This window comes from Mesorhizobium sp. M6A.T.Cr.TU.016.01.1.1 (assembly GCF_003952585.1).
GTDB lineage: Bacteria > Pseudomonadota > Alphaproteobacteria > Rhizobiales > Rhizobiaceae > Mesorhizobium > Mesorhizobium mediterraneum.
The window spans coordinates 3,021,793-3,046,125 of sequence record NZ_CP034452.1 but is presented as its reverse complement, the minus strand read 5'-3'; the positions used below and the strand labels follow the sequence as shown (position 1 = coordinate 3,046,125).

22 protein-coding genes and 2 pseudogenes are annotated in these 24,333 nt (G+C 62.7%); 11 read left to right on the top strand and 13 right to left on the bottom strand.

The features are described from left to right. Positions 1-199 precede the first annotated feature (199 nt). A complete protein-coding gene (locus EJ075_RS14695; RefSeq protein WP_126104829.1) occupies positions 200-1,387 on the bottom strand; it encodes a Gfo/Idh/MocA family oxidoreductase in 1,188 nt (395 codons plus the stop codon). 152 nt (positions 1,388-1,539) lie between these two features. Then, positions 1,540-2,595, bottom strand: a complete 1,056-nt coding sequence (locus EJ075_RS14690; protein WP_126104828.1) for a sugar phosphate isomerase/epimerase — start codon at positions 2,593-2,595, stop codon at positions 1,540-1,542. A 396-nt stretch (positions 2,596-2,991) separates the two neighbouring features. Here EJ075_RS14690 and EJ075_RS14685 point away from each other — a divergent pair. The 4 genes and pseudogenes from EJ075_RS14685 to EJ075_RS14670 all read left to right on the top strand — a co-directional run bounded on the left by EJ075_RS14685 (position 2,992) and on the right by EJ075_RS14670 (position 6,815). Further along, positions 2,992-3,878 (top strand): annotated as a pseudogene (locus EJ075_RS14685) (sugar phosphate isomerase/epimerase). A gap of 69 nt (positions 3,879-3,947) precedes the next feature. Continuing rightward, on the top strand, positions 3,948-5,117 hold the full coding sequence (locus EJ075_RS14680) for a mandelate racemase/muconate lactonizing enzyme family protein (protein ID WP_126104827.1): 1,170 nt from the start codon (positions 3,948-3,950) through the stop codon (positions 5,115-5,117). Between the two features lie 2 nt (positions 5,118-5,119). Continuing rightward, entirely contained in the window at positions 5,120-5,833 is a 714-nt protein-coding gene (locus tag EJ075_RS14675) for a FadR/GntR family transcriptional regulator (protein WP_126104826.1), read from the top strand. Between the two features lies 1 nt (position 5,834). Further along, on the top strand, positions 5,835-6,815 hold the full coding sequence (locus EJ075_RS14670) for a hydroxyacid dehydrogenase (RefSeq protein WP_126104825.1): 981 nt from the start codon (positions 5,835-5,837) through the stop codon (positions 6,813-6,815). Between the two features lie 441 nt (positions 6,816-7,256). Here the strand turns inward: EJ075_RS14670 and EJ075_RS14660 are convergent, their stop codons facing one another. After that, entirely contained in the window at positions 7,257-8,552 is a 1,296-nt protein-coding gene (locus EJ075_RS14660; RefSeq protein ID WP_126104824.1) for an amidase, read from the bottom strand. Between the two features lie 120 nt (positions 8,553-8,672). Here EJ075_RS14660 and EJ075_RS14655 point away from each other — a divergent pair, with 120 nt between their 5' ends. After that, positions 8,673-9,020 (top strand): GFA family protein, encoded by a 348-nt coding sequence (locus tag EJ075_RS14655; protein ID WP_126104823.1) that lies wholly within the window; start codon positions 8,673-8,675, stop codon positions 9,018-9,020. 37 nt (positions 9,021-9,057) lie between these two features. On the opposite strand, the gene EJ075_RS14650 is transcribed toward EJ075_RS14655, so the two are convergent. Then, positions 9,058-9,966 carry an SDR family oxidoreductase gene (locus EJ075_RS14650; protein ID WP_126104822.1) on the bottom strand — a complete coding sequence of 303 codons (909 nt, stop codon included), beginning with the start codon at positions 9,964-9,966 and terminating at the stop codon, positions 9,058-9,060. Positions 9,967-10,060: 94 nt separating this feature from the next. Between EJ075_RS14650 and EJ075_RS14645 the strand changes: the two genes are divergently transcribed. After that, positions 10,061-10,630, top strand: a complete 570-nt coding sequence (locus EJ075_RS14645; protein WP_126104821.1) for a helix-turn-helix domain-containing protein — start codon at positions 10,061-10,063, stop codon at positions 10,628-10,630. 45 nt (positions 10,631-10,675) lie between these two features. Here the strand turns inward: EJ075_RS14645 and EJ075_RS14640 are convergent, their stop codons facing one another. Next, positions 10,676-11,887 (bottom strand): MFS transporter, encoded by a 1,212-nt coding sequence (locus EJ075_RS14640; protein WP_095488467.1) that lies wholly within the window; start codon positions 11,885-11,887, stop codon positions 10,676-10,678. 92 nt (positions 11,888-11,979) lie between these two features. On the opposite strand from EJ075_RS14640, the gene EJ075_RS14635 reads away from it, so the two are divergent. Further along, positions 11,980-12,951: an AraC family transcriptional regulator gene (locus EJ075_RS14635; protein WP_095488245.1), complete on the top strand. Its 972-nt coding sequence runs from the start codon at positions 11,980-11,982 to the stop codon at positions 12,949-12,951. A 54-nt stretch (positions 12,952-13,005) separates the two neighbouring features. Here EJ075_RS14635 and EJ075_RS14630 read toward each other — a convergent pair whose 3' ends face one another. From EJ075_RS14630 to EJ075_RS14600, 7 genes are all read right to left on the bottom strand, one after another. Next, on the bottom strand, positions 13,006-14,091 hold the full coding sequence (locus tag EJ075_RS14630; protein ID WP_126104820.1) for an ABC transporter ATP-binding protein: 1,086 nt from the start codon (positions 14,089-14,091) through the stop codon (positions 13,006-13,008). Beyond that, entirely contained in the window at positions 14,091-15,200 is a 1,110-nt protein-coding gene (locus EJ075_RS14625) for an ABC transporter ATP-binding protein (RefSeq protein ID WP_126104819.1), read from the bottom strand. Before EJ075_RS14625 ends, EJ075_RS14630 begins: the two co-directional genes overlap by 1 nt. Further along, positions 15,197-15,406 (bottom strand): hypothetical protein, encoded by a 210-nt coding sequence (locus tag EJ075_RS14620; protein ID WP_126104818.1) that lies wholly within the window; start codon positions 15,404-15,406, stop codon positions 15,197-15,199. The genes EJ075_RS14625 and EJ075_RS14620 overlap by 4 nt, the downstream gene beginning before the upstream one ends. Continuing rightward, entirely contained in the window at positions 15,403-16,362 is a 960-nt protein-coding gene (locus tag EJ075_RS14615; RefSeq protein WP_095488237.1) for a carbohydrate ABC transporter permease, read from the bottom strand. The genes EJ075_RS14620 and EJ075_RS14615 overlap by 4 nt, the downstream gene beginning before the upstream one ends. A 1-nt stretch (position 16,363) precedes the next feature. Then, complete coding sequence (locus EJ075_RS14610; protein ID WP_126104817.1) at positions 16,364-17,269, bottom strand: sugar ABC transporter permease; 906 nt, start codon at positions 17,267-17,269, stop codon at positions 16,364-16,366. Positions 17,270-17,342: 73 nt separating this feature from the next. After that, a complete protein-coding gene (locus EJ075_RS14605) occupies positions 17,343-18,659 on the bottom strand; it encodes an ABC transporter substrate-binding protein (RefSeq protein WP_095488235.1) in 1,317 nt (438 codons plus the stop codon). Between the two features lie 357 nt (positions 18,660-19,016). After that, entirely contained in the window at positions 19,017-19,697 is a 681-nt protein-coding gene (locus tag EJ075_RS14600; RefSeq protein WP_126104816.1) for a TetR/AcrR family transcriptional regulator, read from the bottom strand. A 296-nt stretch (positions 19,698-19,993) separates the two neighbouring features. On the opposite strand from EJ075_RS14600, the gene EJ075_RS14595 reads away from it, so the two are divergent. From EJ075_RS14595 to EJ075_RS14585, 3 genes are read left to right on the top strand one after another with little or no spacing between them, the layout of a single operon-like run. Beyond that, on the top strand, positions 19,994-21,190 hold the full coding sequence (locus EJ075_RS14595) for a Tm-1-like ATP-binding domain-containing protein (protein WP_126104815.1): 1,197 nt from the start codon (positions 19,994-19,996) through the stop codon (positions 21,188-21,190). Positions 21,191-21,201: 11 nt separating this feature from the next. Beyond that, positions 21,202-22,128 carry a phosphoenolpyruvate hydrolase family protein gene (locus EJ075_RS14590; protein WP_095488229.1) on the top strand — a complete coding sequence of 309 codons (927 nt, stop codon included), beginning with the start codon at positions 21,202-21,204 and terminating at the stop codon, positions 22,126-22,128. 4 nt (positions 22,129-22,132) lie between these two features. Further along, a complete protein-coding gene (locus EJ075_RS14585; RefSeq protein WP_095488227.1) occupies positions 22,133-22,552 on the top strand; it encodes a cupin domain-containing protein in 420 nt (139 codons plus the stop codon). Here EJ075_RS14585 and EJ075_RS14580 read toward each other — a convergent pair. Then, positions 22,549-23,739, bottom strand: coding sequence for a Xaa-Pro peptidase family protein (locus EJ075_RS14580; protein ID WP_126104814.1), 1,191 nt, complete (start codon positions 23,737-23,739; stop codon positions 22,549-22,551). The genes EJ075_RS14585 and EJ075_RS14580 overlap by 4 nt on opposite strands. Before the next feature lie 368 nt (positions 23,740-24,107). Here EJ075_RS14580 and EJ075_RS14575 point away from each other — a divergent pair. Beyond that, positions 24,108-24,333, top strand: a pseudogene (locus EJ075_RS14575) (ABC transporter substrate-binding protein); the annotation flags it as partial.

The following is a 24,333-nucleotide window of genomic DNA, read 5'->3' as shown; positions in this document are numbered from 1 at the left end:
CTGGCTCCTCCGCCGACTTCGCCACAAGCCCCCTCATCCGGCCGCTTCGCGGCCACCTTCTCCCCGCTGGGGAGAAGAGGCAGACGCCAGCGCCGGCGATCTCCTCTCCCCTCGGGGAGAGGTCGGATTGCCCCGAATTGCCCTTGCAATTCGGCTGGCAATCCGGGTGAGGGGGCTTCCCGTTAACCGGGCGCAGCGATTAAAGCTTCGTCCAGGCTCCATTCTTCTTCGACGACTTCACGCAGGCCTCGATGAAGGCCATGCCTTCGACGCCATCCTGTATGGTCGGGAAGACGACATCCTTAGCCGGCTTGCCGCCTTTGCGGCGCGCCGCTCGGATGGCGCGGGCGGCCTCCTGGTAGATGTTGGCGAAGCCTTCGAGATAGCCTTCCGGATGGCCTGACGGAACCCGGCTGACGCGCCCGGCGACGGGCAGCGCGCCGGCGCCATTTCGGGTGATCAACTGCTTCGGCTGGCCGAACGGCGTGTACCAGAGATAGTTCGGGTCGGCCTGCACCCATTCAAGACCGCCCTTCGAGCCATAGATGCGCAGCTTCAGCCCGTTCTCGTGGCCGGGCGCCACCTGGCTCGCCCAGATCATGCCCTTGGCCGGGTGCGACTTGCCGACCGGCTTGAAGCGCAGCATCACGTTGACATTGTCGTCGAGCTGCCGCCCCGGCACGAAGGCATCGAGATCTGCCGATAGCGAATCGAGTTCCAGCCCGCAGACGAAGCGCGCGAGATTGTAGGCATGCGTGCCGATGTCGCCCAGCGCACCGCCAGCACCTGCCTGCTTGGGGTCGGAGCGCCAGGACGCCTGCTTCTGGCCGGTGGCGGCGAGGTCTTCGGTCAGCCAGTCCTGCGGATATTCCGACTGCACGATCCGGATGTCGCCGAGCTGCCCCTTGGCCACCATCTCGCGCGCCTGCCGTATCATCGGATAGGCGGTGTAGTTGTGGGTGAGCACAAAGACCTTGCCGGTCTTTTCAACCAGTGCCGCCAGCTTCTTCGCTTCCGCCAACGTCGTCGCCAGCGGCTTGTCGCAAATGACGTGAATGCCGGCTTCGAGAAATGCCTTCGCCGCCGGCACGTGCACATTGTTGGGCGTGACGATGGCTACCGCTTCGATGCCGTCCGGTCGCTTGGCCTCGGCCTTGGCCATCTCAGCGAAAGAGCCGTAGCTGCGCGTAGGATCGAGCCCGAGTTCCGCGGCGGACGCTTTCGCACGCGCCGGATCCGACGATAAGGCACCTGCCACCAGCACGAACTCATTGTCCATGCGCGCCGCGATCCGGTGCACGGCACCGATGAAGGCGCCTTGCCCGCCGCCGACCATGCCGTAGCGGATCGGGCCGCCTCCCGTTTCCGACTTCGATGCGCCGACCATGATTTTCTCCCTCGTCGTTGCTTACCTCCCCCTTGAGGGGAGGTCGATCCGCGCAGCGGATCGGGTGGGGTCGCCGGGCATGGATCTCGGCATGGACCGACCCCACCCGGCCCTTCGGGCCACCCTCCCCTCGAGGGGGAGGGACAGCGGCGTTAAATTCCCATCATGGCGCGCAGCACCTTTTTGTCGGTCGCGCCGCCGGCGAAATCGTCGAAGGCCTTTTCCGTCACCCGGATGATGTGGTGCTCGATGAAGGGCGCGCCTTCGGCCGCGCCGTCCTCCGGATGCTTCAGGCAGCACTCCCATTCCAGCACCGCCCATGAATCATAGTCATATTGAGCAAGCTTGGAGAAGATGCCGCCGAAATCCACCTGCCCGTCGCCGAGCGAGCGGAAACGCCCGGCCCGGTTTGTCCAACTCTGATAGCCGGAGTAGACGCCTTGCCGGCCGGTCGGATTGAACTCGGCATCCTTGACGTGGAACGCCTTGATCCGCTCGTGATAGATGTCGATGAATTCGAGGTAGTCGAGCTGCTGCAGCAGGAAATGCGACGGGTCGTAATTGATGTTGCAGCGCTTGTGGCCGCCCACCGCGTCGAGGAACATCTCGAACGTCGCGCCGTCGAACACGTCTTCGCCCGGATGGATCTCGTAGCCAAGGTCGACGCTATTGTCCTCATAGACATCGAGGATCGGCTTCCAGCGTTTGCCGAGTTCAGAAAATGCTTCCTCGATCAATCCCGCCGGCCGTTGCGGCCACGGATAAAGGTAGGGGAAGGCCAACGCTCCACAGAATGACACCGACGCCTTGAGCCCAAGATTTTTCGAAGCCTTGGCGCCGAACTTCATCTGTTCGACCGCCCACTGCTGCCTGGCCTTCGGATTGTTGTGAACCGCAGGCGGCGCGAAGCCGTCGAACTGCGCGTCATAGGCCGGATGCACTGCCACCAGCTGCCCCTGCAGGTGGGTCGACAGCTCGGTGATCTCGACGCCGGCCTCGGCGCAGATGCCCTTCACCTCGTCGCAATACGCCTGGGAAGACGCCGCTTTCTCGAGGTCGAACAGCCGGCTGTCCCAGGTCGGGATCTGCACGCCCTTGTAGCCCAGGCCGGCCGCCCATCTGGTGATCGACGGCAGCGAGTTGAACGGCGCGGCATCGCCCGCGAACTGCGCCAGAAACAGCCCAGGCCCCTTCATTGTCGACGGCATCGGCATCCTCCCTAATTTTTCCACGACCAAGCATAGCGCCGATTGAAAGCAGGGCCAGCCTCTTTGGTCTTTTCGCACAGTGCGTTACGCACCGCTATTCTGGTATTACCAAATGTCGAAATCTCGTCAAGCCACCTTGCTTGCCGTCCGAAGCCTGCAACCATGCCGAGTTTCGCGACATATTGCAATGTAATCAATGAGGTAAACCGGCCACCAGAGCGAAAATCCTGCACTTCTTGCCGTTCAGATCAAATTGCTGTAGACCTCGCTTCAGGCCCAATTGGTCGAACCAGTTCACGAAGAACGCTGGAGCGCCTTGGGGAGGAATCGTGCTGCGCGCTCCGATGGGTGCGTTGCAGGCGAGCTGTTACAGGCGAATTCTGGGAAGGACAGACCATGCATCTTTCGACGCACAACTGGATGCGGGCGGAACCATTGGAGACGACGCTCAAGCGCATCAAGAAATTCGGCTATGAGTCGATCGAGATTTCCGGCGAGCCCGAGCAATACAAGACCAACGAGACGCGTGCGCTCCTGAAGGAGCACAGCATCCGCTGCTGGGGGCGGTGACGTTGATGCTGGGCGAGCGCAACCTCGCCGCCAAGGACCAGGGCCAGCGCGAGCGCTCCGTGCAGTACGTCAAGGACGTGCTGACCATGGTCAGCGAGCTCAATGGCGAGATCATCACGCTCGTTCCCGCCACCGTCGGCAAGGTGGTGCCTGATGGAACCGAGGAAGAAGAATGGAAATGGGTGGTCGACGCCACCAGAGAATGCTTCACCCATGCCAAGAAGGTCGGCGTCAAGATCGCGGTCGAGCCGCTCAACCGCTTCGAGACCTATCTGTTCAACCGCGGCGCCCAAGCGCTGGCGCTGGCCGATGCGGTCAGCCCCGAATGCGGTGTCTGCCTCGACGCCTACCACATCCATATGGAAGAGTTTAACGTCTATGATGCCATCCGGCAGGTCGGCAAGCGCCTGTTCGACTTCCATGTCGCCGACAACAACCGTTTCGCCGCCGGACTCGGGCAGATCGACTGGCCGAAGATCGTCGGCACGCTGAAGGAAGTCGGTTACGACGGCGCGCTGACCAACGAGTTCGTCGCCCCTGTCGACCGCACGCCGGCCGCTCCCTATCCCGACATGGTCGAGCGCAATCCGGTCGACATCTCGCCGGAGCAGCTCAAGTTCATTCAGGACCATGGTTCCAGCGTGCTGACGGAGAAATTCTACACCGACCAGATGCGCATCAACGCTGAAACGCTGCTGCCGCTGATCAAGTAATCGATCGTCTGGAAATGAGCCTTTCCGCCCTGACGGCGGCCCCTAACGGCGGCAAGGCAGAGGATGAACATGCGCATCAAGACGGTCCAAGCCTGGTGGGTCCGCGTACCGATCGAAGCCGCGAAGCAGCACCGCAGCGACTTCGGTCAGGTGACGACGTTCGACGCCGCCATCCTGCGCATCGAGACCGACGATGGGCTGGTCGGTTGGGGTGAAGGCAAGAATGCCGCCGGCAGCACCGGCAGCTATGGCGCCCTCGTCCACATGCTGAACCACGAGGTCGGCCCGCAGCTGATTGGCTGCGATCCGGCTGACATCGGGGTGATCTGGGAGATGCTCTACAATGGCGTGCGCCACGACAGCGCCGCGCAAAACGGCCACGCCATGCCGCAACTGGCGCGGCGCGGCATCAGTGTCGCGGCGATCAGTGCCGTCGACATCGCATTGTGGGATATTCTGGGCAAGTCGCTGGGGGTGCCGGTCTGGCGGCTGCTCGGCGGCCGCAAGCTCGAACGCATGCCGGCCTACGCTTCCGGCGGCTGGGCCTCCACCGAAGCGATCGGCGACCAGTTGAAATCCTATATCGCCAAGGGCGGCTTCAAGGCGCTGAAGATGCGGATCGGCGCGATGGACGGCACCCCGCACAATTCCGCCGCCCGCGTCCGCGCCGCCAGACAGGCGCTCGGCCCCGAAGTCGACCTGATGGTCGATGCGCATGGCACCTACACTGTGGCGGAGGCCAAGCGCTTCATCCATCTTGCCAGCGATCTCGATCTGGCCTGGTTCGAAGAGCCGGTCATCGCCGACGATAAGCCTGGGATGGCCGAAGTGCGGGCGTCCGGCTCCATCCCGATCGCCACCGGCGAAAGCGAAGCGACGCGCTACGCGTTCCGCGACCTCGCCATGCTCAAAGCGGCCGATATTTTCCAGCCGGATCCCGCCTTCTGCGGCGGCATCAGCGAGGCGATGAAGATCGGCACCATCGCCAGCGCCTTCAATTTGCGCTTCGCGCCGCATCTGTGGGCCGGCGCCCCTTGCTTCTTTGCCGGGCTGCATGTCTGCGCTGCTTCGCCGGCTAGCTTTACCGTCGAATATTCGCTCGGCGCCAACCCGATGATCCACGATCTTATCGAAGAGACTGTCGAAGCAAAGGACGGTATGATAGCGATCCCCGAGAAGCCCGGACTGGGATTCACCCTTTCGGAACGGTTCCTGGAGGCGCACGCGCTACGCGGCTGATCATGAAAGAAAAGAACCTCCTCGCGGAACTCGCCGCCTATCTGTTCTCCCATTCCGACAAGGCGACGGGCCGAACGCCGTCTGAGCGTGAACTGGCGGAGCATTTCGCCGTCAGTCGCGGCCAGATCCGCGAGGCGCTGGCCATCCTCGAAGCCATGCGCATCGTCGAGCGCCGGGCCAAATCCGGCATCTATATCGACACCAAGCAGCCCAGCGTCGAGGCGATGGCCCTGTTTGCGCGGGCCGGCCTGCCGCTCGACCCGATCATGATCTACGAGACGGTCGAGTTGCGCAAGATCCACGAAATCAAGGCCGCTGAGCTTGCCTGCTCGCGTGCCACCGAGGAAAATTTCGAGCGGCTGCGCGAAATCCTGAAGGCTTCGGAGGATCGCATTGCTGCGGGCGAAGGCCTCGCCAAGGAGGACCGCGAGTTTCACCTTGAGATCGTGCGAGCAACCAAGAACAGCGTTTTTCACAACATATGCAGCGTCTACTACATGATGGGCGAGCAACGCCTGCCGATCTATTTCAACGATCCCGAACGCAGCGTGCGCTCGCATGCGGAGCACATCCAGATCTATGAGGCGCTGCTGCGCCGCGACGGCAACCTCGCCCAGGCGCTGATGAGCGCCCATTTGCAAGGCGCGGAGAGCTACTGGAAAGGCCTGATCGAAGGCCGCGAAGAAACTCAAAGCCCAGCGCTCGAACAGGTCTGATATGCCTAGAATCCTGTCGACGCACACGCTGCACCCGCGCGCCTCCGCCATGCTGACCGGTGCCGGTGAACTCGTTGTCGCCTCCGCCCTCGATGCGCACACGCTGGCGACTGAGGCGAGGGACGCCGATATCATCATCGTTCGCGCTCCGCTGCCATCAGCGCTTTTCGAGGGCACGACGAAGCTCCGGGCCGCAATCCGCCACGGTGCCGGGCTCGACATGGTCCCCATGGAAGCGGCCACTGCAGCCGGCGTGCTGGTCGCCAACGTGCCCGCGGTCAATGCACGGTCGGTCGCCGAATACGTGATGTTCGCGGCCCTGGCGCTGCTTCGGCGTTTCCGCCTGGTGGACCGCGACTTGCGGGCGAAGGGCTGGCTGGCCGGCCGCGACCACACCACTCTCGCCAGCGAGCTCGCCGGCAAGACGATCGGCATTGTCGGCTTTGGCGCCATCGGACAGGCAGTCGGCCACATAGCGGCGCATGGTTTCGACCTGAACGTGGTGGCGACGACGCGCAGCATGGGGCCGGCGCTGGACAGGGTAGGCTTTCTGTCGATCGACGCGCTGGTCGAGCAGAGCGACATCATCGTTCTGTGCTGCCCGCTGACACCGGAGACGCGCGGCCTGATCAACCGCGAGCGCATCGCCCGCATGAAGCCACATGCGCTGCTGATCAATATTTCGCGCGGGCCGGTGATCGACGACGACGCGCTGATCGAAGCGCTGCAAAAGGGCCGTATCGGCGGTGCCGCGCTCGACGTCTTCGCGACGCAGCCGCTGCCTTCCAATCATCCCTATTTCGGCTTCGACAATGTCATCGTCACCCCGCATATGGCAGGGATCACCGAGCAGTCGATGATGCGCATGGGCGTGGGGTCGGCTGATGAAACCTTGCTGGTGCTGGCCAACAAATTGCCGGTCAACCTGCGCAATCCCGAAGTGGTCGAGCACTACCGGCGGCGGTTTCCGGCCGACGCGTAGCGTCACCGCCGTTTCGCCCTATTTCTCCACGACGCTGGACCCATGCTCGTTCTTCGCCGCATGGCGCTGCTTGCTGCCATCTTTTCGATCTGCGTCCTGCCCTCGCTCGCTGTGGCGGAGAGCAGTTATGTCTATTGCGACAACGGCTTGCGCTGCGTGATGGCGCCCTGTCCATCGAACAGCGCGCTCGATCTTGCCACGGGTAAGATCATCAAGGGCGTGTCGATCGACATCGATGAATTGCCGCGGGGAGGACAAGGCGCTCGATCTCTCGGACAAACTCTACGCCGGCAAGGTCGTGGTTTTCGGCTCGATCGAGAACCGGACCCAGACCCTCAACGGCAAGCGATACACTCTGCCATGGCTGGTCGCGACCGGTATCGAACGCGCCTCCAGGGACAGCGAACGCGGCCACTGTTCGTCGCATTTACGTTCATATCTTCAACGGCCAAGCAGTGCCTCGACCCCCGCAGCGATGCGCAGGAGACGGTGGTCGTGGCCGTTGCGCGCCACCAGCATCAGCCCGGCCGGGCGCGCCATTCCCGGCATCGGCAGCGAGATCGCGCAGAGGTCGAACTGGTTTGCGACTTGCGTGTTGCGCAGCAGAAGGCCTTCCGTACGTTCACATAGAACTTCGTCGCTGGTCATCGACACGATGGTCGGGGCGGTGACCGGCGTGGTCGGCAGGGCCAGCACATCGACAGACGCCAGCCGCTCGTCCATGGCGGCGACAAGCGCCGTGCGGCGGCGGATGGCCCTTATATAGGCTGTGGCCGGAACGGCGGCAGCGCGCGACAGCGGCTCGCTCGCCCGCGGATCGACCGGTGTCGTCGCACCTGCCGCCAGCCAATCTGCATGGACCTCGGCGCCCTCCATTGCCGCGATCGAGGCCCGCTTGGTTACCGCGCGCAAATCGGCAAGGAGGTCATCGATGGACAGATCGGCGAGACGCGCGCCCGCAAGCTCTACCTTGCCAACACATCGGTCGAACGCCGCCGCGACCTCTTCTTCCATATCCTCGAAGAGCACGCCGCGCGGAACGCCGATGCGCAGCCCGGCAAGCGGAAGCGGAACCAGTGCCACAGGCTCCTCGCCCGCCATCACCGCGTCGGCTGCGGCACATTCGGCAACGGTGCGCGCGAGTGGGCCGATGGAGTCGAGCGTGTTGGACAGCGGGAAAACGCCATCGCGTGGCACACGCCGTGCGGTCGGCTTGAAGCCGACGACACCGTTCAGCGACGCCGGAATGCGGACCGAACCGCCGGTGTCGGAACCGATCGAGATCTCGCTCGTGCCTTCGCCGACCGAAACGCCGGCGCCTGAGGACGAGCCGCCCGCAATCCGGCTGGTGTCGGTCGCATTGCCAGGCGTGCCGTAATGCGGATTGACGCCGATCGCGGTGAAGGCAAATTCGGTCATGTTGGTCTTGCCTAAGATAACGGCACCCGCCTGCCGCAATCGTTGCACGATGACGGCATCCCGCAGCGCCGGCGCCGCGGTGCCGAGCAACAACGAACCGGCTGTGGTCGGCTCGCCGGCGACGTCGAACAGATCCTTGATCGACACAATCGCTCCGTCGAGCGGTCCAAGTGTGACGCCAGCCCTGCGCCTGATATCGGCGGCATCGGCGGCTGGCCGCCCGGCTTCCGGATAGAGTTTTACGAATACGCTTTCATTGTCCGCGCGGACGGCGAGACGCGAAAGGACGACTTCGAGGCGGTCGCGGGCAGATTGCATTTTCGGTGTCGGACTCCGGACGCCTGCAACGTCTTACAGGCAACGACTGGTGCGTGACCTGCAGAGACATAACCCGGCACAAGCACATTTGCACCCTGTCGAACGGAAGGAGGAGACCTGATGCTCTACAAAGGCAGCTGCCACTGCGGGAAGATCGCCTTCGAGGTCGAAGGCGATCTGACCGGAGCCGTGCGATGCAATTGCTCGATCTGCTCGCGCAAGGGCGCGCTGCTATGGGCCGTGCCGCATGAGGCATTGCGGGTGCTTGCCTGGGGTGACGATCTTGGCCGGTACACTTTCGGCAACCATGTCATCGCCCACCGGTTCTGCCGGACCTGCGGCATCCATCCCTTCGCCGAGGATGTCAGCGAAGGGAGCGAACGAAGCGCCTACGTCAACATCCATTGCATAGACGATCTCGATCTGGACGCTGTGTCGATTTTCGACTTCGACGGCCGCGCGGCCTGAAACCGAAACTATTGCCGGCTCCCAGCGTTCGAGCGGTCTAACGGTACCCCGTCACATCGGCTGGTTTGCCGGCGTCCTGAACCTCGGGAACGTAGCGCCACGCGTCGGGCCGTGAGCCGTCGAGATCGGTAAAACCGTAGACCTGCGCCAGGCCGCCACTTGACAGCGACTGTCCGTTCCAGCCCGAACGATCCGGGTCCGCCGCAAGCGCCGCCACCGCGCGGCCGACGAAGCGCGGCGTCTCCGAGATGGCAAAATGCGGCACTTTCGCTGTCGCATCACGCCAGTTATCCTCCGTCACCCCAAAAGCTTCCAACATCATTTCCGAACGCAGCCAGCCGGGTGTCAGCGAAATCGAGGTGGCACCGTGCGGGGCAAGGTCCTGGGCATGGGCCCAGGCCATGCGGGTCACCGACACTTTGGCGAGGTCGTAGAACGGGGAAAGCCGATAGTGGTCTGCATTATACTCGGCTGTGCCGTCGGTGACTTCGACAAGCAGCCCGCCCGGGCGCTCAATCAGAAGCGGCAGCGCGTAATGCGCGGTGATCAGATGCGTGTCGATGCCGAGCCGCAGCATGCGCAAACCATTCGTGAGATCATGCCCCCAAACCGGCTTGTTCCACTCGAACAGTTTCTCCCCGCCCCAGATGTCGTTGACCAGTATATCGAGACGGCCCTGCTCCGCACGGATTCGGTCGACCAATTTGCGCACGTCTTCCGAAATCAGATGATCGACCTGCACGGCAATGCCCTTGCCGCCAAGCGCCGAAACCAGTTCCGCCGTTTCCTCGATGGTTTCAGGACGCGCATATTCGGACGGATGCCCGCGCGTCGACCTGCCGGTGACGTAAACAGTCGCGCCGGCAGCGCCCAGTTCGACTGCAATGCCTCGGCCGGCGCCACGCGTGGCGCCCGCGACCAGAGCGACTTTTCCACGAAGCCTCATTAGGCTCTCCCAAAGCTCGATTCGACCAGGAGGTGCTGGCCTCTGCCGGTGCCATAATATATAAATGATCATTCAGTTATAAATGGATGTCAAGATGCCCCGGCCAAAAACCCAGTCCGACGAAGACGTGCTCGAAGCGGCGAACCGGCTGATCCACGCGCATGGCCCGGAAGCGCTCACCTTTGAGCGGCTGTCCGTAGCCTGCGGGCTGTCCGGCTCGACGCTGGTGCAGCGTTTCAAAAGCAAGGCCACTCTGAAGCAGAGGGCTCTGTTGCAGGCATGGGACCGGCTTGATGAGAAGACGGCGAGGCTGTCGAAGACGATCCCAAGAACCCCTGGTGGAGCGATCGGGCTGATGGTGGCGCTGTCGCAGGACTACGGGGGCATCGAATCCTATGCCGAAGGCCTTCTGGTGCTGCGCGAGGATCTGCGCGATCCGCTGCTTCGCGCACGCGGCGCGTCGTGGAAAGCTTCGCTGTGTACCGTGCTCGACGCCTGTTTTGCCTCAGCAGCCGATGCGCCCGAAGGCGTCGGACTGCTCATGGCTTCGCACTGGCAGGGCTCGCTGCTGTGGTGGAGCTTCGACCCCAAGGTCGAAGTGGCCGCTTATGTCGAAAACAGCCTGACCCGTTTCGTAACGGCGATAACGGCCCGAAGAGCGTAACCGATCTCCGGGCCGATCAAAGATGAATCCGCAAGGGCGGACGGGCTAGTCTGCGTGCTTCGGACCAAGCAGGAACGCCGCCAAGGCCGCCAGCAACGTCGCGATTCCGCAATAGGCGAACGCACTGGCAACGCCGGCGTTGTCGACCAGCAGGCCGCCGAAAACGGCCCCCAGCGCGATGGCCACCTGGAACGTGGCGACCATCAGCCCGCCGGCGCTTTCAGCCTGGTCGGGAGCGGCTCGCACCAGCCAGGTTTGCAGTCCGACCGGCACCGCGCCGAAGGCAAAGCCCCAGGCGGCAACCGCTATCGCCGCAACGACTGGCGAGGCTCCGAGAGTGAGCAGCAAGGCGGCTGCCACAGCAATCAGCAGAGGCGCCAGGCCGACGGCGGTTTTGAGGCTGCGCTCGGCCATGAAGCCACCGGCAAAATTGCCGAAAAACCCGCCGATGCCATAGGCGAGCAGCACCAGAGAGATCGTCTCGATGTCCAGCGCAGGCACCTTCTCAAGAAACGGGCGGACATAGGTGAAGCCGGCAAAGTGTCCCGAAGCGACCAGCAGGACCACCAGAAGCGCAATCCTGATCATCGGGCGCTTCATCACGTCCAGCAAGGTCCGAACGCTTGCCACGCCCGCCGGCGGCAGCTTCGGAAGGGTGGCGATCTGCACGAGCAGCGCCAGGGCGCCGACAACAGCTGCGATCATGAAGGCCGTCCGCCATCCCCAGATGTCGCCGACATAGGCACCGACCGGGGCGGCGCAGACCGTCGCCACCGAAACGCCGGTGAGGATGATCGACATGGCGCGCGGCATCAGCCGCATCGGTACAAGCCGCATCGCCATGGCCGCCGACATCGACCAGAAGCCGCCGAGACTGATCCCGAGCATGATGCGAGCGATCAGAAGAACGGGAAGCGAGGAGGCAAACGCCGCCACCAGGTTCGACAGGATCAGCAGCACCGTCAGTCCCCACATGACCAGCCTGCGGTCCAGGCGTTTGGTGATGATGGCCATGGTCGGAGCGGCTATCGCGCCGACAACGGCCGTCGCTGTCACCGCTTGGCCCGCAGTCCCTTCCGTCACGCCGAGGTCCTGCGCCAGCGGCGTCAGCAGACTGGCAGGCAGGAATTCTGCGGTCACCAGCCCAAACACCCCAAGCGCAAGGGACACGACCGCCCCCCACGCCGGCTCGGCTCGTTCGTCGGTTTCCGCGGGATCAAGAACGGCGTCCATGACGCCTGTCGCGGGTTCGGTCATGATGGAATCTCCGGTCTGGTTGCAGCGCAGCATTTGGCTGCAATGCAACATAGGGAGTGACCGCCTGGAGTTTCCATGCTAGAAACACCATCATGCTTGACTATTCGTCCAAAGTTCCGATCACCGGCGATCCGCTGACAGACATATTGCGCGGGTTACGGCTCGACGGCGTCGAATACGGCCGCTGTGAAATGCAGGAGCCCTGGGGCCTCCAGTTTCCGGCCCAGACGGCGGCACGGTTTCATTTCATCGGCCGCAAGGGATGTTGGCTGCTGCAGCCGTCCGGCGAATGGGTGGAGCTCAAGGCGGGCGACGCGGTGCTGCTGCCGCGTGGTGCAGCACACGTCCTGGCGAGCGAGCCGGGTATCGAGGCTTCGCCGATCCAGGGCTACAAGGTCGCCGAGGTCTGCAAGGACGTTTACTGCATGTCCAATGAAGGTCGCCGGCCGGGGACGCTGCTTTTTTTCGGCAGCATGTATTTCAATCTCGACGGTTTGCACCCATTGCTCGGCATGATGCCGGACGTGATGCGCGCGCACGAGTTGGAAGCCTATGAACCCGGCATCCCGCATCTGCTGGAGGCCATGGCCCGCGAAGTGACGATGGAGCGCGTCGGATCCGGCGGCATCCTTGCACGGCTTGCCGATGTGCTCGCCGCCACCGTCATCCGCTCGTGGGTCGAGCGCGGCTGCGGCGACTCGTCCGGATGGATCGCGGCGGTGAGAGACCGCGAGATCGGCCGCGTGCTGGCGGCAATCCACCTCGAACCGGACCGCGATTGGACCGTGGAAACGCTCGCCAGGATGATGGGCGCCTCGCGATCGGGTTTTGCGGAACGCTTCGCGACGATCGTCGGCGAAACCCCGGCCAGATATGTCACCCAGGTGAGAATGCACCAGGCACGGCAATGGCTGGTCCGCGACCGGCTGAAGATTTCCGTCGTCGCCGCTCGCCTGGGCTATGAATCCGACGCGTCCTTCAGTCGGGCGTTCAAGCGCGTCATCGGATCGGCTCCCAGCCATTTCCGGGCCGAAGAACAGGCCGAGACCCGTCAAGCCGGCTAAGCCTGGCCAGAGGCTTCAAGCCGCGTAGTATCTCCTCCGCCGAACAGACGCGCTCTAGCCCGCGTGACGGAGGCTTATCCCGCTAGCCTTGTCGAACAGCACCACCTTGTCCGGATCCCAGGCAAAGCGCACCGGCTGCTCGATCTCGACATCGGTTCTGGCCGGCACCGTGGCCCGCAGCATGGCGTCGCCGACGCGCAGCGTCAGGATCTTTTCGACGCCATGGTTCTCGACATCGTGGACGCGCGCCTCCACCGGCGCCCCGCTCTCGAGATAGACATCCTCGGGACGAATACCGAAGACGAGCGGGCGACCGTCGGTCGCACCGCTCGTCTTGGCCCCCCCCGTAAAAGGCAGTTCGAAATTCAGCGGTGCCATCACCGCGCGGCCGTTGACGAGCTTGCCGTCGATGAGGTTCATCGGCGGCGAGCCGACGAAGCTCGCCACATAGGTGTCGCGCGGATTGTTGTAGATCTCATACGGCGTGCCGGTCTGGACGATGCGGCCATGGTTGAGCACGCCGACCTTGTCGCCCATCGACATCGCCTCGATCTGGTCGTGCGTCACGAACAGGAAGGTCTGACCAAGGTTCATCTGGATGTTCTTCAGCTCGGTGCGCAGCGCCTCGCGCAGCTTGGCATCGAGCGCCGAAAGGGGCTCATCCATCAGGAATACGCGGGGCTTCCTGACGATGGCGCGACCAATCGAGACGCGCTGCATCTCGCCGCCAGAGAGGCGATCCGTCTTGCGCTCGAGCAGATGCTCGATGCGCAAGGTCTTGGCAACGCGGTCGACGCGCGTCTTGATCTCGTCCGGCTCGATGCGGCGGATTTTTGGCTTCAGCGGGAATTCGAGGTTTTCGCGCACCGTGTAGCGCGGATAAAGCGAATATTGCTGCAGCACCAGCGCCACGTCGCGCTCGGCCGCACCCCAGTCAGCGACGTCAGCGCCGTCGATGAGTATTTGCCCCTCGTCCGGCTTTTCCAGGCCGGCGATCATGCGCAGCGTCGTCGTCTTGCCGGCTCCGGTCTCGCCGAGCAGGACGAAGAACTCGCCGTCGGCAATGTCGAGATTAAGCCCGGTCAATGCGGTGTGATTGCCGAATGTCTTCGAGATGTTCTTGAGCTGGATATGGGCCATCAGAGTCTCACCCCCAGCGAATTGCCGTTTGTCGTGTCGAAGAAGTGCGCCTGCGCCGGGTCGAGCTTGGCGAAGACCTGGACCCCGGGCTTGCCGACGAAACCGGAACGGGTGCGGGCACGCAACATCTGTGCCCCGACCTTGAGGTCGACAATGTCGTAGGAGCCAAGCGGTTCGATGATGTGCGCCTCGACCGGCAGATAACCGTCCGCTGCCTCGCGCGAGACCATCACTCCTTCGGGGCGGATGCCGAGCGCAAGACGGTCCTGCCCGACGTTCGCGGCGTTGAGCTGGCCGACCAGCTCGGACGGGAAAAGGAACCCTTCCGCGGCCCCGTCGACGGTGACCCTGGCGCCGGAGCCGTTCATCGTCACCGCCGCGTTGGCGACGTTCATCACAGGCGAGCCAACGAATTGCGCGACGAACAAATTGGCCGGGTGCGTATACACGTCCGATGGGCTGCCTACCTGTTGCAGAACGCCCTCATGCATAATGACGATGCGGTCGGCTAGGCTCATCGCCTCGATCTGGTCGTGGGTGACGTAGATGGTGGTCGAGCCCTGCTTGATGTGCAGCCGCTTGATCTCCGCGCGCATCTCCTCGCGCAGCTTGGCGTCGAGCGCGCCGATCGGCTCGTCCATCAGCATCGCTTTCGGCCGCCGCACCAGCGCCCGGCCGATGGCCACGCGCTGCATGTCGCCGCCCGACAGCGCCGACGGCTTCTTGCCGAGCAGGTCGGTGATCTGCAGCACTTTGGCGACCGAGCGCACCTCGCCGTCGATCTCCGCCTTGCTCTTGCGCATGGCGCGCAACGGAAAAGCGATGTTCTCGTAGACGCTCATATGCGGATAGAGCGAGAACGATTGGAACACCATGGCGATGTCGCGGTCGGCAGCCTTGAGATGCTGAACCGGCTTGCCGTCGATGAGGACATCGCCGCCGTCGATCGTCTCCAGCCCGGCGATGGCGCGAAGCGTCGTCGTCTTGCCGCAGCCCGACTGTCCGAGCAGCACGATGAACTCGTTGTCGTCGATCTTGAGATTGAGGTCCTTGATGACCTGAACGGCGCCAAAGAATTTCTGGACGCCACGAAGCTCGATCTGGGTCATGCGTGACCTTCTTTTTCCGGGGTGCCGGTCGCCTGCGGCTTCTGCCTTGGACCGATCCAGCCGGTGATCATGAACGTCACCAGCCCGACGATGATGATCGTCAGCCCGTAGCGATGCAGGAAGAGATTCCACGGCTGGCAGAGCGCGATGATGCCGCACACCATCACGATCTCGGCCGTGCGTTGGATTGTAGCATGGCGGATCATTTGCGGATCGCTCCGAAGGACATGCCGCGCAAGAGGTGGTTGCGGAGCAGGAAGGTGAAGATCGCGACAGGCAGCAGGAACAGGAAGGTTCCGGCGGCGATCACCGTCCAGTCCGACAGGCCGGAGCCGACCTGGCTGGGAATGAAGGGCGGTGCCGTCTGGGCGCGTCGGTTGGTCATGATCAGCGCGAAGGCATATTCGTTCCACGCCGTGATGAAGCAGAACACGGCGGTGGCGGCGATGCCGGTGGCGGCCTCAGGCAGCACGATCTTGAAGAAGGCTTCCATGCGCGTGTAGCCGTCGACGAGCGCCGCCTCCTCGTACTCCTTCGGAATTTCGTCCATGAACCCCTTCATCAGCCATACAGAGAAGCTGAGGTTGAAGGCGGTGTAGAGGATGATCAGGCCCCAATGCGTGTCGTTGAGGCCGACGACCCGGTACATCAGGAACATCGGGATCGCCACCACCACCGGCGGCAGCATGCGCGTCGACAGGATGAAGAACAGCAGGTCCTGTTCCCCCTTTATCTTGAAGCGCGAGAACCCGTAAGCCGTGAAGGTGCCCATGCCGACGGCCAGGATCGTCGAGGTGATGGCGACGATCAGCGAGTTCATGAAGCGGCTCGGATAACCGGACCACTGCACCTCGCCCCTGCCCGAGCGCACCACCTTCTCGCCGCCGTCAAACACCAGCCGCTCCCACCACGGGGCGGCGGCGTATTGTTCCGGCGTCGGCGCAGTGCGCAACTGCGACCGCTTGGTGAAGAGCTTTACGAAGGGTGATATCTCAGGCTGGAACATCACCGTCGGTGGAATGGTGGTGGCAAGGTTGCGCGGCTTGAAGGCCGTCGAGGCTATCCAGTAGATCGGCGCCAGGAAGATCATTGTGATGATCAGCACGCCGACGATGGCGAGCTTGTTAAGCGAACGCTCGGTAGAGGTGGTGACAGCGGCCATTCTAGCGCTCCTTCACCTTGTTCAGGTATTTGACGTAGATGTTGGTGATCGCCAGGATCATGATCAGCACGATGTAGGCGAGCGCGCAGGAGCGCCCGGTCTGCCATTCCTGGAACGCCATCTTGTAGAGCCGGATCGAGATCACCTCGGTGGTTGGCTGGCTGGTCAGGATGTAGGCAAGGTCGAAGGTCTTGAACGCCTCCATGGTGCGAAAGATGATCGCGATCATCAGGATCGGCGCGACCAAGGGCAGCGTGATGCGAAAGAAGGTATAGAACGAGCCGGCGCGGTCGATCGCCGCCGCCTCGTAGAGGTGCTTCGGCACTGCCGACAGGCCGGCGAGCGACAGCAGCATCACGAAGGGCGACCACATCCAGATGTCGGTGATGGCAACCGCGTAGAGCGCCATGTCGGGGTTGGACAGCCACTCGAAGGAGCCAAGGCCGAGCGTATAGTTGATGATGCCGAAGGACGGATCGTAGAGCAGTTTCCAGAACAGGCCGACGACGGCCATCGACAGCATCATTGGCAACAGCAGCAGTGTCGTCAGCAGGCCCTTCAACGGGATATCGCGGTTGAGCAGCAACGCCACGCCGAAGCCGACGATGACCTGGCCGACGACGGAGACGACGACATACTTGGCGGTGATGGCGAAGTTCGACCAGATGAACGGGTCGTTGAGCAACTCGCGGTAATTCTGCAGTCCGACGAAATTGGCCGCCGCCGGGCTCGACGCGCGAAAGTCGGTGAACGAATAGCCGAGCGAATAGATCAGCGGAAAGATGTTGAAGACGATCAGGAAAACGATCGTCGGAATGATGAAGAGATTGCGGATCGTGAGATCGCTCATGCCGCGGGCGGCGGAGCGCGAGTTGGGATCCAGGGTGGTCATGACTGCAGTGGCCAAGGCCCGTTCCTTCCTTGTCCGGAAAAGAAAACGGAAGGGGCAGGCTACCGCCCCCTCCGAGCGTTAATGCCGTTTACTTCACGCGGTTGTATTTCTTGAACGTCGCGTTCCAATCCGCGGCGAGCGAATCGAGCACTTCCTTGGCCGTGCCCTGATTGCCGGTGATGTACGGATAGACGCGCTGGTTCATCTGGATGAGCAGCTCGGCATATTCCGGCGTCGCCCAGAAGTCCTTCACCTTGAACATGGTTTCGTAGAAGGCCTTGTTGTAAGGCGTGGCGTTTTGGAATTCAGGCGACTCGAGCACCTTGGCGCTTGCCGTGTAACCGCCGAGTTCCGCCCATTTCTTCTGCGTATCTTCCTTGATGAACCATTCCAGGAACTTCATCGCCTCTTCCTGATTCTGGGAATAGGAGATGACGGAGATGCCCTGGCCGCCGAGCGCGGCGAACTGGTCGCCGTTCGGTCCTGGAGGGTTGGCGAAGAAGCCGGTGGCCTTTGCATTCGGGTTCGAGGCTTCGTTGATGAGCGCCGGGAAGAAGGCGAAATAGTTCATGCTCATCGCCGCCAGGTTTTCGGTGATCGCCTGGTTGTCCTCGATGAAGAAGCTCTTGGCCCAACCAGGAGGAGTGAAGGAGTAGAGCTCCTTGTAAGCCTCGAGCGCCTTGACGTTCTGCTCGGAGTTGATGATCCCGTCGACCTTGTAACTGGCATAGTCGCCAAGTTCGCCGCCGAAGGAGAAGATGGCGTTCTCGACGCCCATCACCAGAGCGTCATACGAGTTATCGGTATAGATGGCGACGCCGTAGCGCTTCTCGTCGGGACGGTGGAAGAATTCGGCGATGTCGCGCAGCTGCTTCCAGTCCTTCGGTATGCCGAGATCGTAGCCGTACTTGGCCTTGAAGGCCTCCATCTCCTTCGGATCCTCGAACCAGTCCTTGCGATAGGACCAGCCGACCGCGTCGCCCTCGGCCGGGATCGACCAGTATTTGCCGGAGTTGGACGGATATTCGGCGTAGTATTTCACCGTCGCCGGCGCCATCACTTCCTTCAGATTGTGCTTGTTGAAGAAGTCGGTGAGGTCGACATAGTGGCCGGCCTCAGAGGCGGCGCCGATCCACTGGGAGTCGCCGACCACCATGTCGTAGGCGCTGCCCTTGGCGTTGAACTCGGTGAACGCCTTGGTCTGGAAGTCGGGCCAAGGCGTGGTTTCGACCGTGACCTTCACGCCGCTTTCGGCCTCGTAAAGGTTGACGAGTTCCTGCAAATAGTTTGCCGGATCCCATTCAGCCCAGAATATGGTGAGTTCCTTATCCTGCGCGTAGACGGACGTTCCGCAGGCGAGCACTAAGCCGATACCAGCAAGCATACTGGTCATTGTCTTGCGCATAATGATTTCCTCCCTTGTGCGCATTCTACCGTATCATGCGAGCCGGCGGCGAGCCGACCCTGGTAGTTCCTCCCGTGACGGCAGCGTTCCGGTTTTGAGCCTCCTCGCCCAGCCAGAAATGGCTCGCAGCCCTCACTTTTAATCCGCTTTATTGTCCTGATCTGGTATTACCAATTTCCGGCGCACGTCAAGCTCTTTCTTGGACGATGGCAGGCCCTCAGACAAGCGGATTCCAGCAACATCTGCCTGTTTTTCTTAAATTTTCCTACTCCTTGATACGCAAGAGCCTTGTTTTGGCTACGGCGCTACGATAATTGTCGGTACTTGACATCCCAATCTGGTCGAACCAGATCGATACTATTTCGTGGCTATCGCCGGCGCGCTTCTGTCTCCTTTGGCCATCGATTCCACCACTGCAGCTCGTACCAGGGCGCCGGCTGCCCATTGTGCTACCGACATCCTCTTGCGGCTGTCCAGCCCCCATATATCCTTCAGCACAATGAGCACTTCAACGCCGAAGATCAGCGACAGGGCCTGGGCCAGGCGCTTGAATTCGCGTGGCGGCAGCCGGTCCTTGAGCGGTGCGATCGCGTCCTTGAGCAGATCGACGCGGTGGCCGCGCGTAAAGGCCGGCTCGCCGCCCAGCGTGCCCGCCTGCCGGCGCGCCCACTGGTCGAGCGACAGCTTCAGCGCCGCCTTGAAGGTTGCCTCGAAGGCCTCGATGCGAGGCATGGCCGTATCGAACAGTTCGACGACGCGGCGCTCGGGATCGGTCGAGGCTGATTTCCAGGTGAGGATCGGCCCGAGGCCTTCGTTGACCACCGCTTGCACCAGCGCCGCCTGGCTTGGAAAATACCGATAGGCAGTGGCGCGCGAGACTTCCGCCGCTTCGGCGACCTCGCTGACCGAGGGCGTGGCGCCCGCCTGCATCAGCCTTGTCGCCGTCTCCAGCATCAACCGCCTTGTGCGCGCCCGCGGTCCGCGCGCGGCAGAGCCGGCGTCCTCGGACACTGCCGCTTGTTGACGTGAGACATTCATGTCAATACGATACGCGCGTCTCAAAAAATTGCAATGGCCATCCCTCTGGTTACGTTGAAGCCCTACGGCGCCCCCCTCTGTCCTGCCGGACATCTCCCCCACGAGGGGGGAGATTGGCTGTCATCTGCACCTTCGCCAATCTCCAACATCGCATGGAAGGCGCCGATCGAGCGAACTGCCGATCTCCCCCCAAGTGGGGGAGATGTCCGGCAGGACAGAGGGGGGCGCCGTAGAGCACTCCGTTCTCATGTACTGAACGCGGCCACCGTTCAGCCAGCCCCCAGGGAGGCACGCCCATGAAGCGCGTCTATGTGGTGGGCACCGCCGACACCAAGGGTGAGGAACTAGCTTTTCTGGCCGATGCGGTCGCTGCCACCGGTGCTGCTGTCGCCCGTGTCGATGTCGGAACGCGCGATGCCACCGTGCCGGTCGATGTCCCGGCCGAAGAGGTCGCCGGCCACCATCCCGGTGGCAGCAGTGCCGTGTTGGGCATCGACGACCGCGGCACCGCGGTCGCGGCAATGGCCATCGCCTTCACCCGGTTTATCCAATCGCGCACCGATATATCAGGTGTGATCGGCATCGGCGGTGGTGGCGGCACTTCGATCATCACATCAGGCATGCGCGCTCTGCCGCTCGGCCTGCCCAAGATCATGGTCTCGACGCTCGCCTCGGGCGACACCGCGCCTTACGTCGATGTCTCCGACATCGTCATGATGCCGTCGGTGACCGACATGGCCGGCCTGAACCGGCTTTCTCGTGTCGTGCTGCACAATGCCGCCCAGGCGATATCAGGCATGGCTGCAAAACCGGCGGCGCCGCCCGACGGCAAGCCGTCGATCGGGCTCACCATGTTCGGCGTCACCACGCCATGCGTGACGTCCATCGCCGAGCAGCTTCGCTCGACCTATGACTGCCTGGTCTTCCACGCCACCGGCACCGGCGGCCGCACCATGGAAAAGCTGGCCGACAGCGGCTTGCTGTCCGGCGTCATCGACATCACCACGACCGAGGTCTGCGACCTCTTGTTCGGCGGCGTGCTGCCTGCAACCGAAGACCGCTTCGGCGCGATCGCCCGCACGAAACTGCCCTATGTCGGCTCGGTCGGCGCGCTCGACATGGTGAATTTCTGGGCGCCGCCGACCATTCCGGAACGCTATAGCGGGCGGCTGTTTTACGAGCACAATCCGAACGTGACGCTGATGCGCACGACACCTGACGAAAGCCGCAAGATCGGCGAATGGATCGGCGCAAGGCTGAGCCTCTGTCAGGGACCGGTCCGGTTCCTCATTCCCGAAAAGGGCGTCTCGGCGCTCGATATCGAAGGCGGCGCCTTCTTCGACCCCGAGGCCGATGCAGCACTCTTCGAGGCCATCGAGCGCACGATCATGCCGAACAGCATGCGCCGAGTGACGCGCCTGCCGCTGCACATCAACGATCCCGAATTCGCCAAGGCGGCAACAGCGGCCTTTCTCGACATCGCCGGACAGTGAGAGAAGAAAACATGGCCGCCATACCGCGCAAAAAAATCCTGGAAAAATTCCGCAAGATGATTGCCGGCGGCGTGCCGATCGTCGGCGGCGGCGCCGGCACCGGCCTGTCGGCCAAGGCCGAGGAGGCCGGCGGCATCGACCTGATCATCATCTACAACTCCGGCCGCTACCGCATGGCCGGCCGCGGCTCGGCCGCCGGCCTTCTCGCCTATGGCAACGCCAATGAGATCGTCAAGGAAATGGCCTACGAGGTGCTGCCGGTGGTCAAGAAGACGCCGGTGCTGGCCGGCGTCAACGGCACCGATCCCTTCGTCATCATGCCGCTGCTGCTGGCCGAGCTGAAAACGATGGGCTTTTCCGGCGTGCAGAACTTTCCGACCATCGGCCTGTTCGACGGCCAGATGCGGCAGAGTTTTGAAGAAACCGGTATGGGCTTCGGGCTCGAGGTCGACATGATCGCCGCGGCACACGAGCTCGACCTCCTGACCACGCCCTATGTGTTCAACTCCGACGAGGCGCGCGCCATGACCAAGGCCGGCGCCGACATCGTTGTCGCCCATATGGGGGTGACCACCGGCGGCTCGATTGGCGCCACGTCGGCCAAGTCGCTGGACGACTGCGTGACGGAGATCGACGCGATCGCAGCCGCTGCGCGCTCGGTGCGCAAGGACGTTATCCTGCTTTGCCATGGCGGGCCGATCTCGATGCCGGACGACGCCCGATACATCCTCGAACGCTGCAAGGGCCTGCATGGCTTCTATGGCGCGAGCTCCATGGAACGGCTGCCGGCAGAAGCGGCGATCGCCAGGCAGACCGCCGATTTCAAGGCGGTCACGCTGGAGCATCGGACCCAAAAGTGGGAACCGGTTTTGGGAAAATCCGATGCGCAAACGAAAAAAAGCGGTGCCAAAACGACTGCGAAGAAAAAGAAGGGATGAGACGATGACCGACAAAAGCAAGGTGTTTGTCTATCCGAAGGATGTCAGCGCCTTCGGCTTCGACTGGGGCAGGCTGTCGTTGACGGTGGCGCCCGAGGTGAACGGCGCGACACGCTTTTCCGGCGGCGTCGTCGACCTTCCATCCGGCAAGGGCCACACGCGCCACAACCATCCGGGCGCGGAGGAGATCATCTTCGTCATATCGGGCAATGGCGAGCAGATGGTCGAGGACGAGAACGGCAATCCAGTTGTTGCGAAGGTCGGCCCCGGCTGCACCATCTATGTGCCGGAAAGCCGCTTCCACTCAACGCTGAACACCGGCGATGCGCCCATGCAGCTCTTCGTCGTCTATTCGCCAGCCGGACCGGAACTGACGCTGCGCGACCTGCCGGATTTCAGGCTGCTGCCGCCGGGTAGCGGCTAAGCCACCCCACCTCTATTCCAACCCCTGCCCCGGTCGCCGAACATGACGTAGCCGCTATCGGTGACCGCCACGGTGTCTTCCAGCTTGATGAAGCCGCGCGTCGGGTGAAGCATCGTCGTCTCGACCGAGAGCACCATGTTTTTCTCCAGCGGCTTTTCGGCATAGGTGCCTTCATATGTCACCGGATGGTTGGTCATCAGGAACGGCGCTTCATGCGTGATCAGTCCCATGCCGTGGGCGAAGAAATCGGTGTAGGGCGCGACCTTGGATTTCTTCAGCACGCCCTCCGCATAGGAGATCATATCACCACCAAGAGTGCCCGCCCTGACCTTGGAAAAAGCGGCCTGCTGCACCGTCTCGACTTCGGCCAGTAAATCCTCCAGTTCGGCGTCTGGCTCGCCCAGAATACCCATGCGGCAAAGGTCGCCGATATAGCCGTGATAGTTGCCGCCGGAATCGATCGACATCACCTCGCCCTTCTTCCACGCCTGTGACGAGCCGGCGCGGTTGTGGCTGGAGCCGAGCGTCAGCAGGCAATATTCGAAATGCGCGCCGCGATTGGTCTCCTCGCGCCGAAGTTGCTCGATGATCTCGGTCTTGGTCGTGCCTTCGCGCGCCCAGGCAATGGTCGCCAGCATGGAATCGGTGATCAGTTCGGAGGCGATGCGCAGCTTCTCCAGCTCAGCTTCCGTCTTGATGGCACGCATCCGCTCCAGCATATCAGTCGCGTCGATCAGCTTGGCGTCCGGCAACGCCTTGCGGATCAGGGTGTAGGCATCCGACGGCAGGAAAGCCGGCTCGATGCCGATGCGGGCGTTGCCCTTGCCGATTTTCGTCAGGTGCTCAACCGCAAGATTGGCAGCGTCGAGCGTGCCCCAGCACGCGGCGTGCAAGGTCGGCGTCCAGAACGGGTTGTTCTGGTGCTCGCCGCCCTCCATGCGGTTGCCGATATAGGCGGCATGCTCCGGCCCACCCTTCTCGTAGACGACAACAGGCAGATAGCGGCTGTGGCCGATCGCATCCATGGCGGCGAAGAAGATGAACTTGTAGCCGCCAAGCAGATATTGCGTGTTGTGCTTGGAGGTGGCGAGCAGCACATCGATGCCGGCCTCCTCCATCAGCCGATCGACCCTCGCATGATCGAACGGAATGGTGCTGACGGCATTCTTGCCCGGGGCGACGTTCATCTTTCTCTCTCCCTGAATTCCCTGGCCGGCCGGTCGCATCGCCGGCTGTTTTGGTCATGATCGGTCAAATCTGCACTATTTTGTCCAGTCTGGTCCAGCCAGAATAGGTGAAACGGCCGTTTCGGCACAGTTCGTCGTCGTATATCTCGATGCCTAAACCTGATCTGGTCCTACCAGATAAGCTCGGATTGAACCGCTTCCCGGTAACTGGTCCAGCGGACGAAATTTTCAAAGCCACGCCAGGATGCGCCAATTCCCTCTCTGGCGAAACCCTCGACAAGGCTCATAATCAGCCTTGCAAGGATGCCGTCGGCGTCCGAGGGTATTGGCCCACCCGGCCGGGTGGCTGAGAGGGACGGAGTTCGATCATGTCAGATGTCACGATTTCCAGACGCACCGTGCTTGCGGGTTCGGCATTGCTTCTGGCCTCGACGGCGCTGCCGACCATCGGTCTGGCACAGACGCCCAGGAAAGGCGGACGGCTGGTCGTCGCCGCCGATTCCGAGCCGCGCAACCTCAACCCGGCGATCGTCGCTTCCAACGGCGTGTTCTTCATCTCAAGCAAGGTCGTGGAGACGCTGGCCGAGGCATCCT

Excerpts from the sequence above, each read along its gene's own strand:
- EJ075_RS14695 (WP_126104829.1), bottom strand. The coding sequence starts at position 1,387 with ATGGTCGGCGCATCGAAGTCGGAAACGGGAGGCGGCCCGATCCGCTAC.
- EJ075_RS14690 (WP_126104828.1), bottom strand. The coding sequence starts at position 2,595 with ATGCCGTCGACAATGAAGGGGCCTGGGCTGTTTCTGGCGCAGTTCGCG.
- EJ075_RS14680 (WP_126104827.1), top strand. The coding sequence starts at position 3,948 with ATGCGCATCAAGACGGTCCAAGCCTGGTGGGTCCGCGTACCGATCGAA.
- EJ075_RS14675 (WP_126104826.1), top strand. The coding sequence starts at position 5,120 with ATGAAAGAAAAGAACCTCCTCGCGGAACTCGCCGCCTATCTGTTCTCC.
- EJ075_RS14670 (WP_126104825.1), top strand. The coding sequence starts at position 5,835 with ATGCCTAGAATCCTGTCGACGCACACGCTGCACCCGCGCGCCTCCGCC.
- EJ075_RS14660 (WP_126104824.1), bottom strand. The coding sequence starts at position 8,552 with ATGCAATCTGCCCGCGACCGCCTCGAAGTCGTCCTTTCGCGTCTCGCC.
- EJ075_RS14655 (WP_126104823.1), top strand. The coding sequence starts at position 8,673 with ATGCTCTACAAAGGCAGCTGCCACTGCGGGAAGATCGCCTTCGAGGTC.
- EJ075_RS14650 (WP_126104822.1), bottom strand. The coding sequence starts at position 9,966 with ATGAGGCTTCGTGGAAAAGTCGCTCTGGTCGCGGGCGCCACGCGTGGC.
- EJ075_RS14645 (WP_126104821.1), top strand. The coding sequence starts at position 10,061 with ATGCCCCGGCCAAAAACCCAGTCCGACGAAGACGTGCTCGAAGCGGCG.
- EJ075_RS14640 (WP_095488467.1), bottom strand. The coding sequence starts at position 11,887 with ATGACCGAACCCGCGACAGGCGTCATGGACGCCGTTCTTGATCCCGCG.
- EJ075_RS14635 (WP_095488245.1), top strand. The coding sequence starts at position 11,980 with ATGCTTGACTATTCGTCCAAAGTTCCGATCACCGGCGATCCGCTGACA.
- EJ075_RS14630 (WP_126104820.1), bottom strand. The coding sequence starts at position 14,091 with ATGGCCCATATCCAGCTCAAGAACATCTCGAAGACATTCGGCAATCAC.
- EJ075_RS14625 (WP_126104819.1), bottom strand. The coding sequence starts at position 15,200 with ATGACCCAGATCGAGCTTCGTGGCGTCCAGAAATTCTTTGGCGCCGTT.
- EJ075_RS14620 (WP_126104818.1), bottom strand. The coding sequence starts at position 15,406 with ATGATCCGCCATGCTACAATCCAACGCACGGCCGAGATCGTGATGGTG.
- EJ075_RS14615 (WP_095488237.1), bottom strand. The coding sequence starts at position 16,362 with ATGGCCGCTGTCACCACCTCTACCGAGCGTTCGCTTAACAAGCTCGCC.
- EJ075_RS14605 (WP_095488235.1), bottom strand. The coding sequence starts at position 18,659 with ATGCGCAAGACAATGACCAGTATGCTTGCTGGTATCGGCTTAGTGCTC.
- EJ075_RS14600 (WP_126104816.1), bottom strand. The coding sequence starts at position 19,697 with ATGAATGTCTCACGTCAACAAGCGGCAGTGTCCGAGGACGCCGGCTCT.
- EJ075_RS14595 (WP_126104815.1), top strand. The coding sequence starts at position 19,994 with ATGAAGCGCGTCTATGTGGTGGGCACCGCCGACACCAAGGGTGAGGAA.
- EJ075_RS14590 (WP_095488229.1), top strand. The coding sequence starts at position 21,202 with ATGGCCGCCATACCGCGCAAAAAAATCCTGGAAAAATTCCGCAAGATG.
- EJ075_RS14585 (WP_095488227.1), top strand. The coding sequence starts at position 22,133 with ATGACCGACAAAAGCAAGGTGTTTGTCTATCCGAAGGATGTCAGCGCC.
- EJ075_RS14580 (WP_126104814.1), bottom strand. The coding sequence starts at position 23,739 with ATGAACGTCGCCCCGGGCAAGAATGCCGTCAGCACCATTCCGTTCGAT.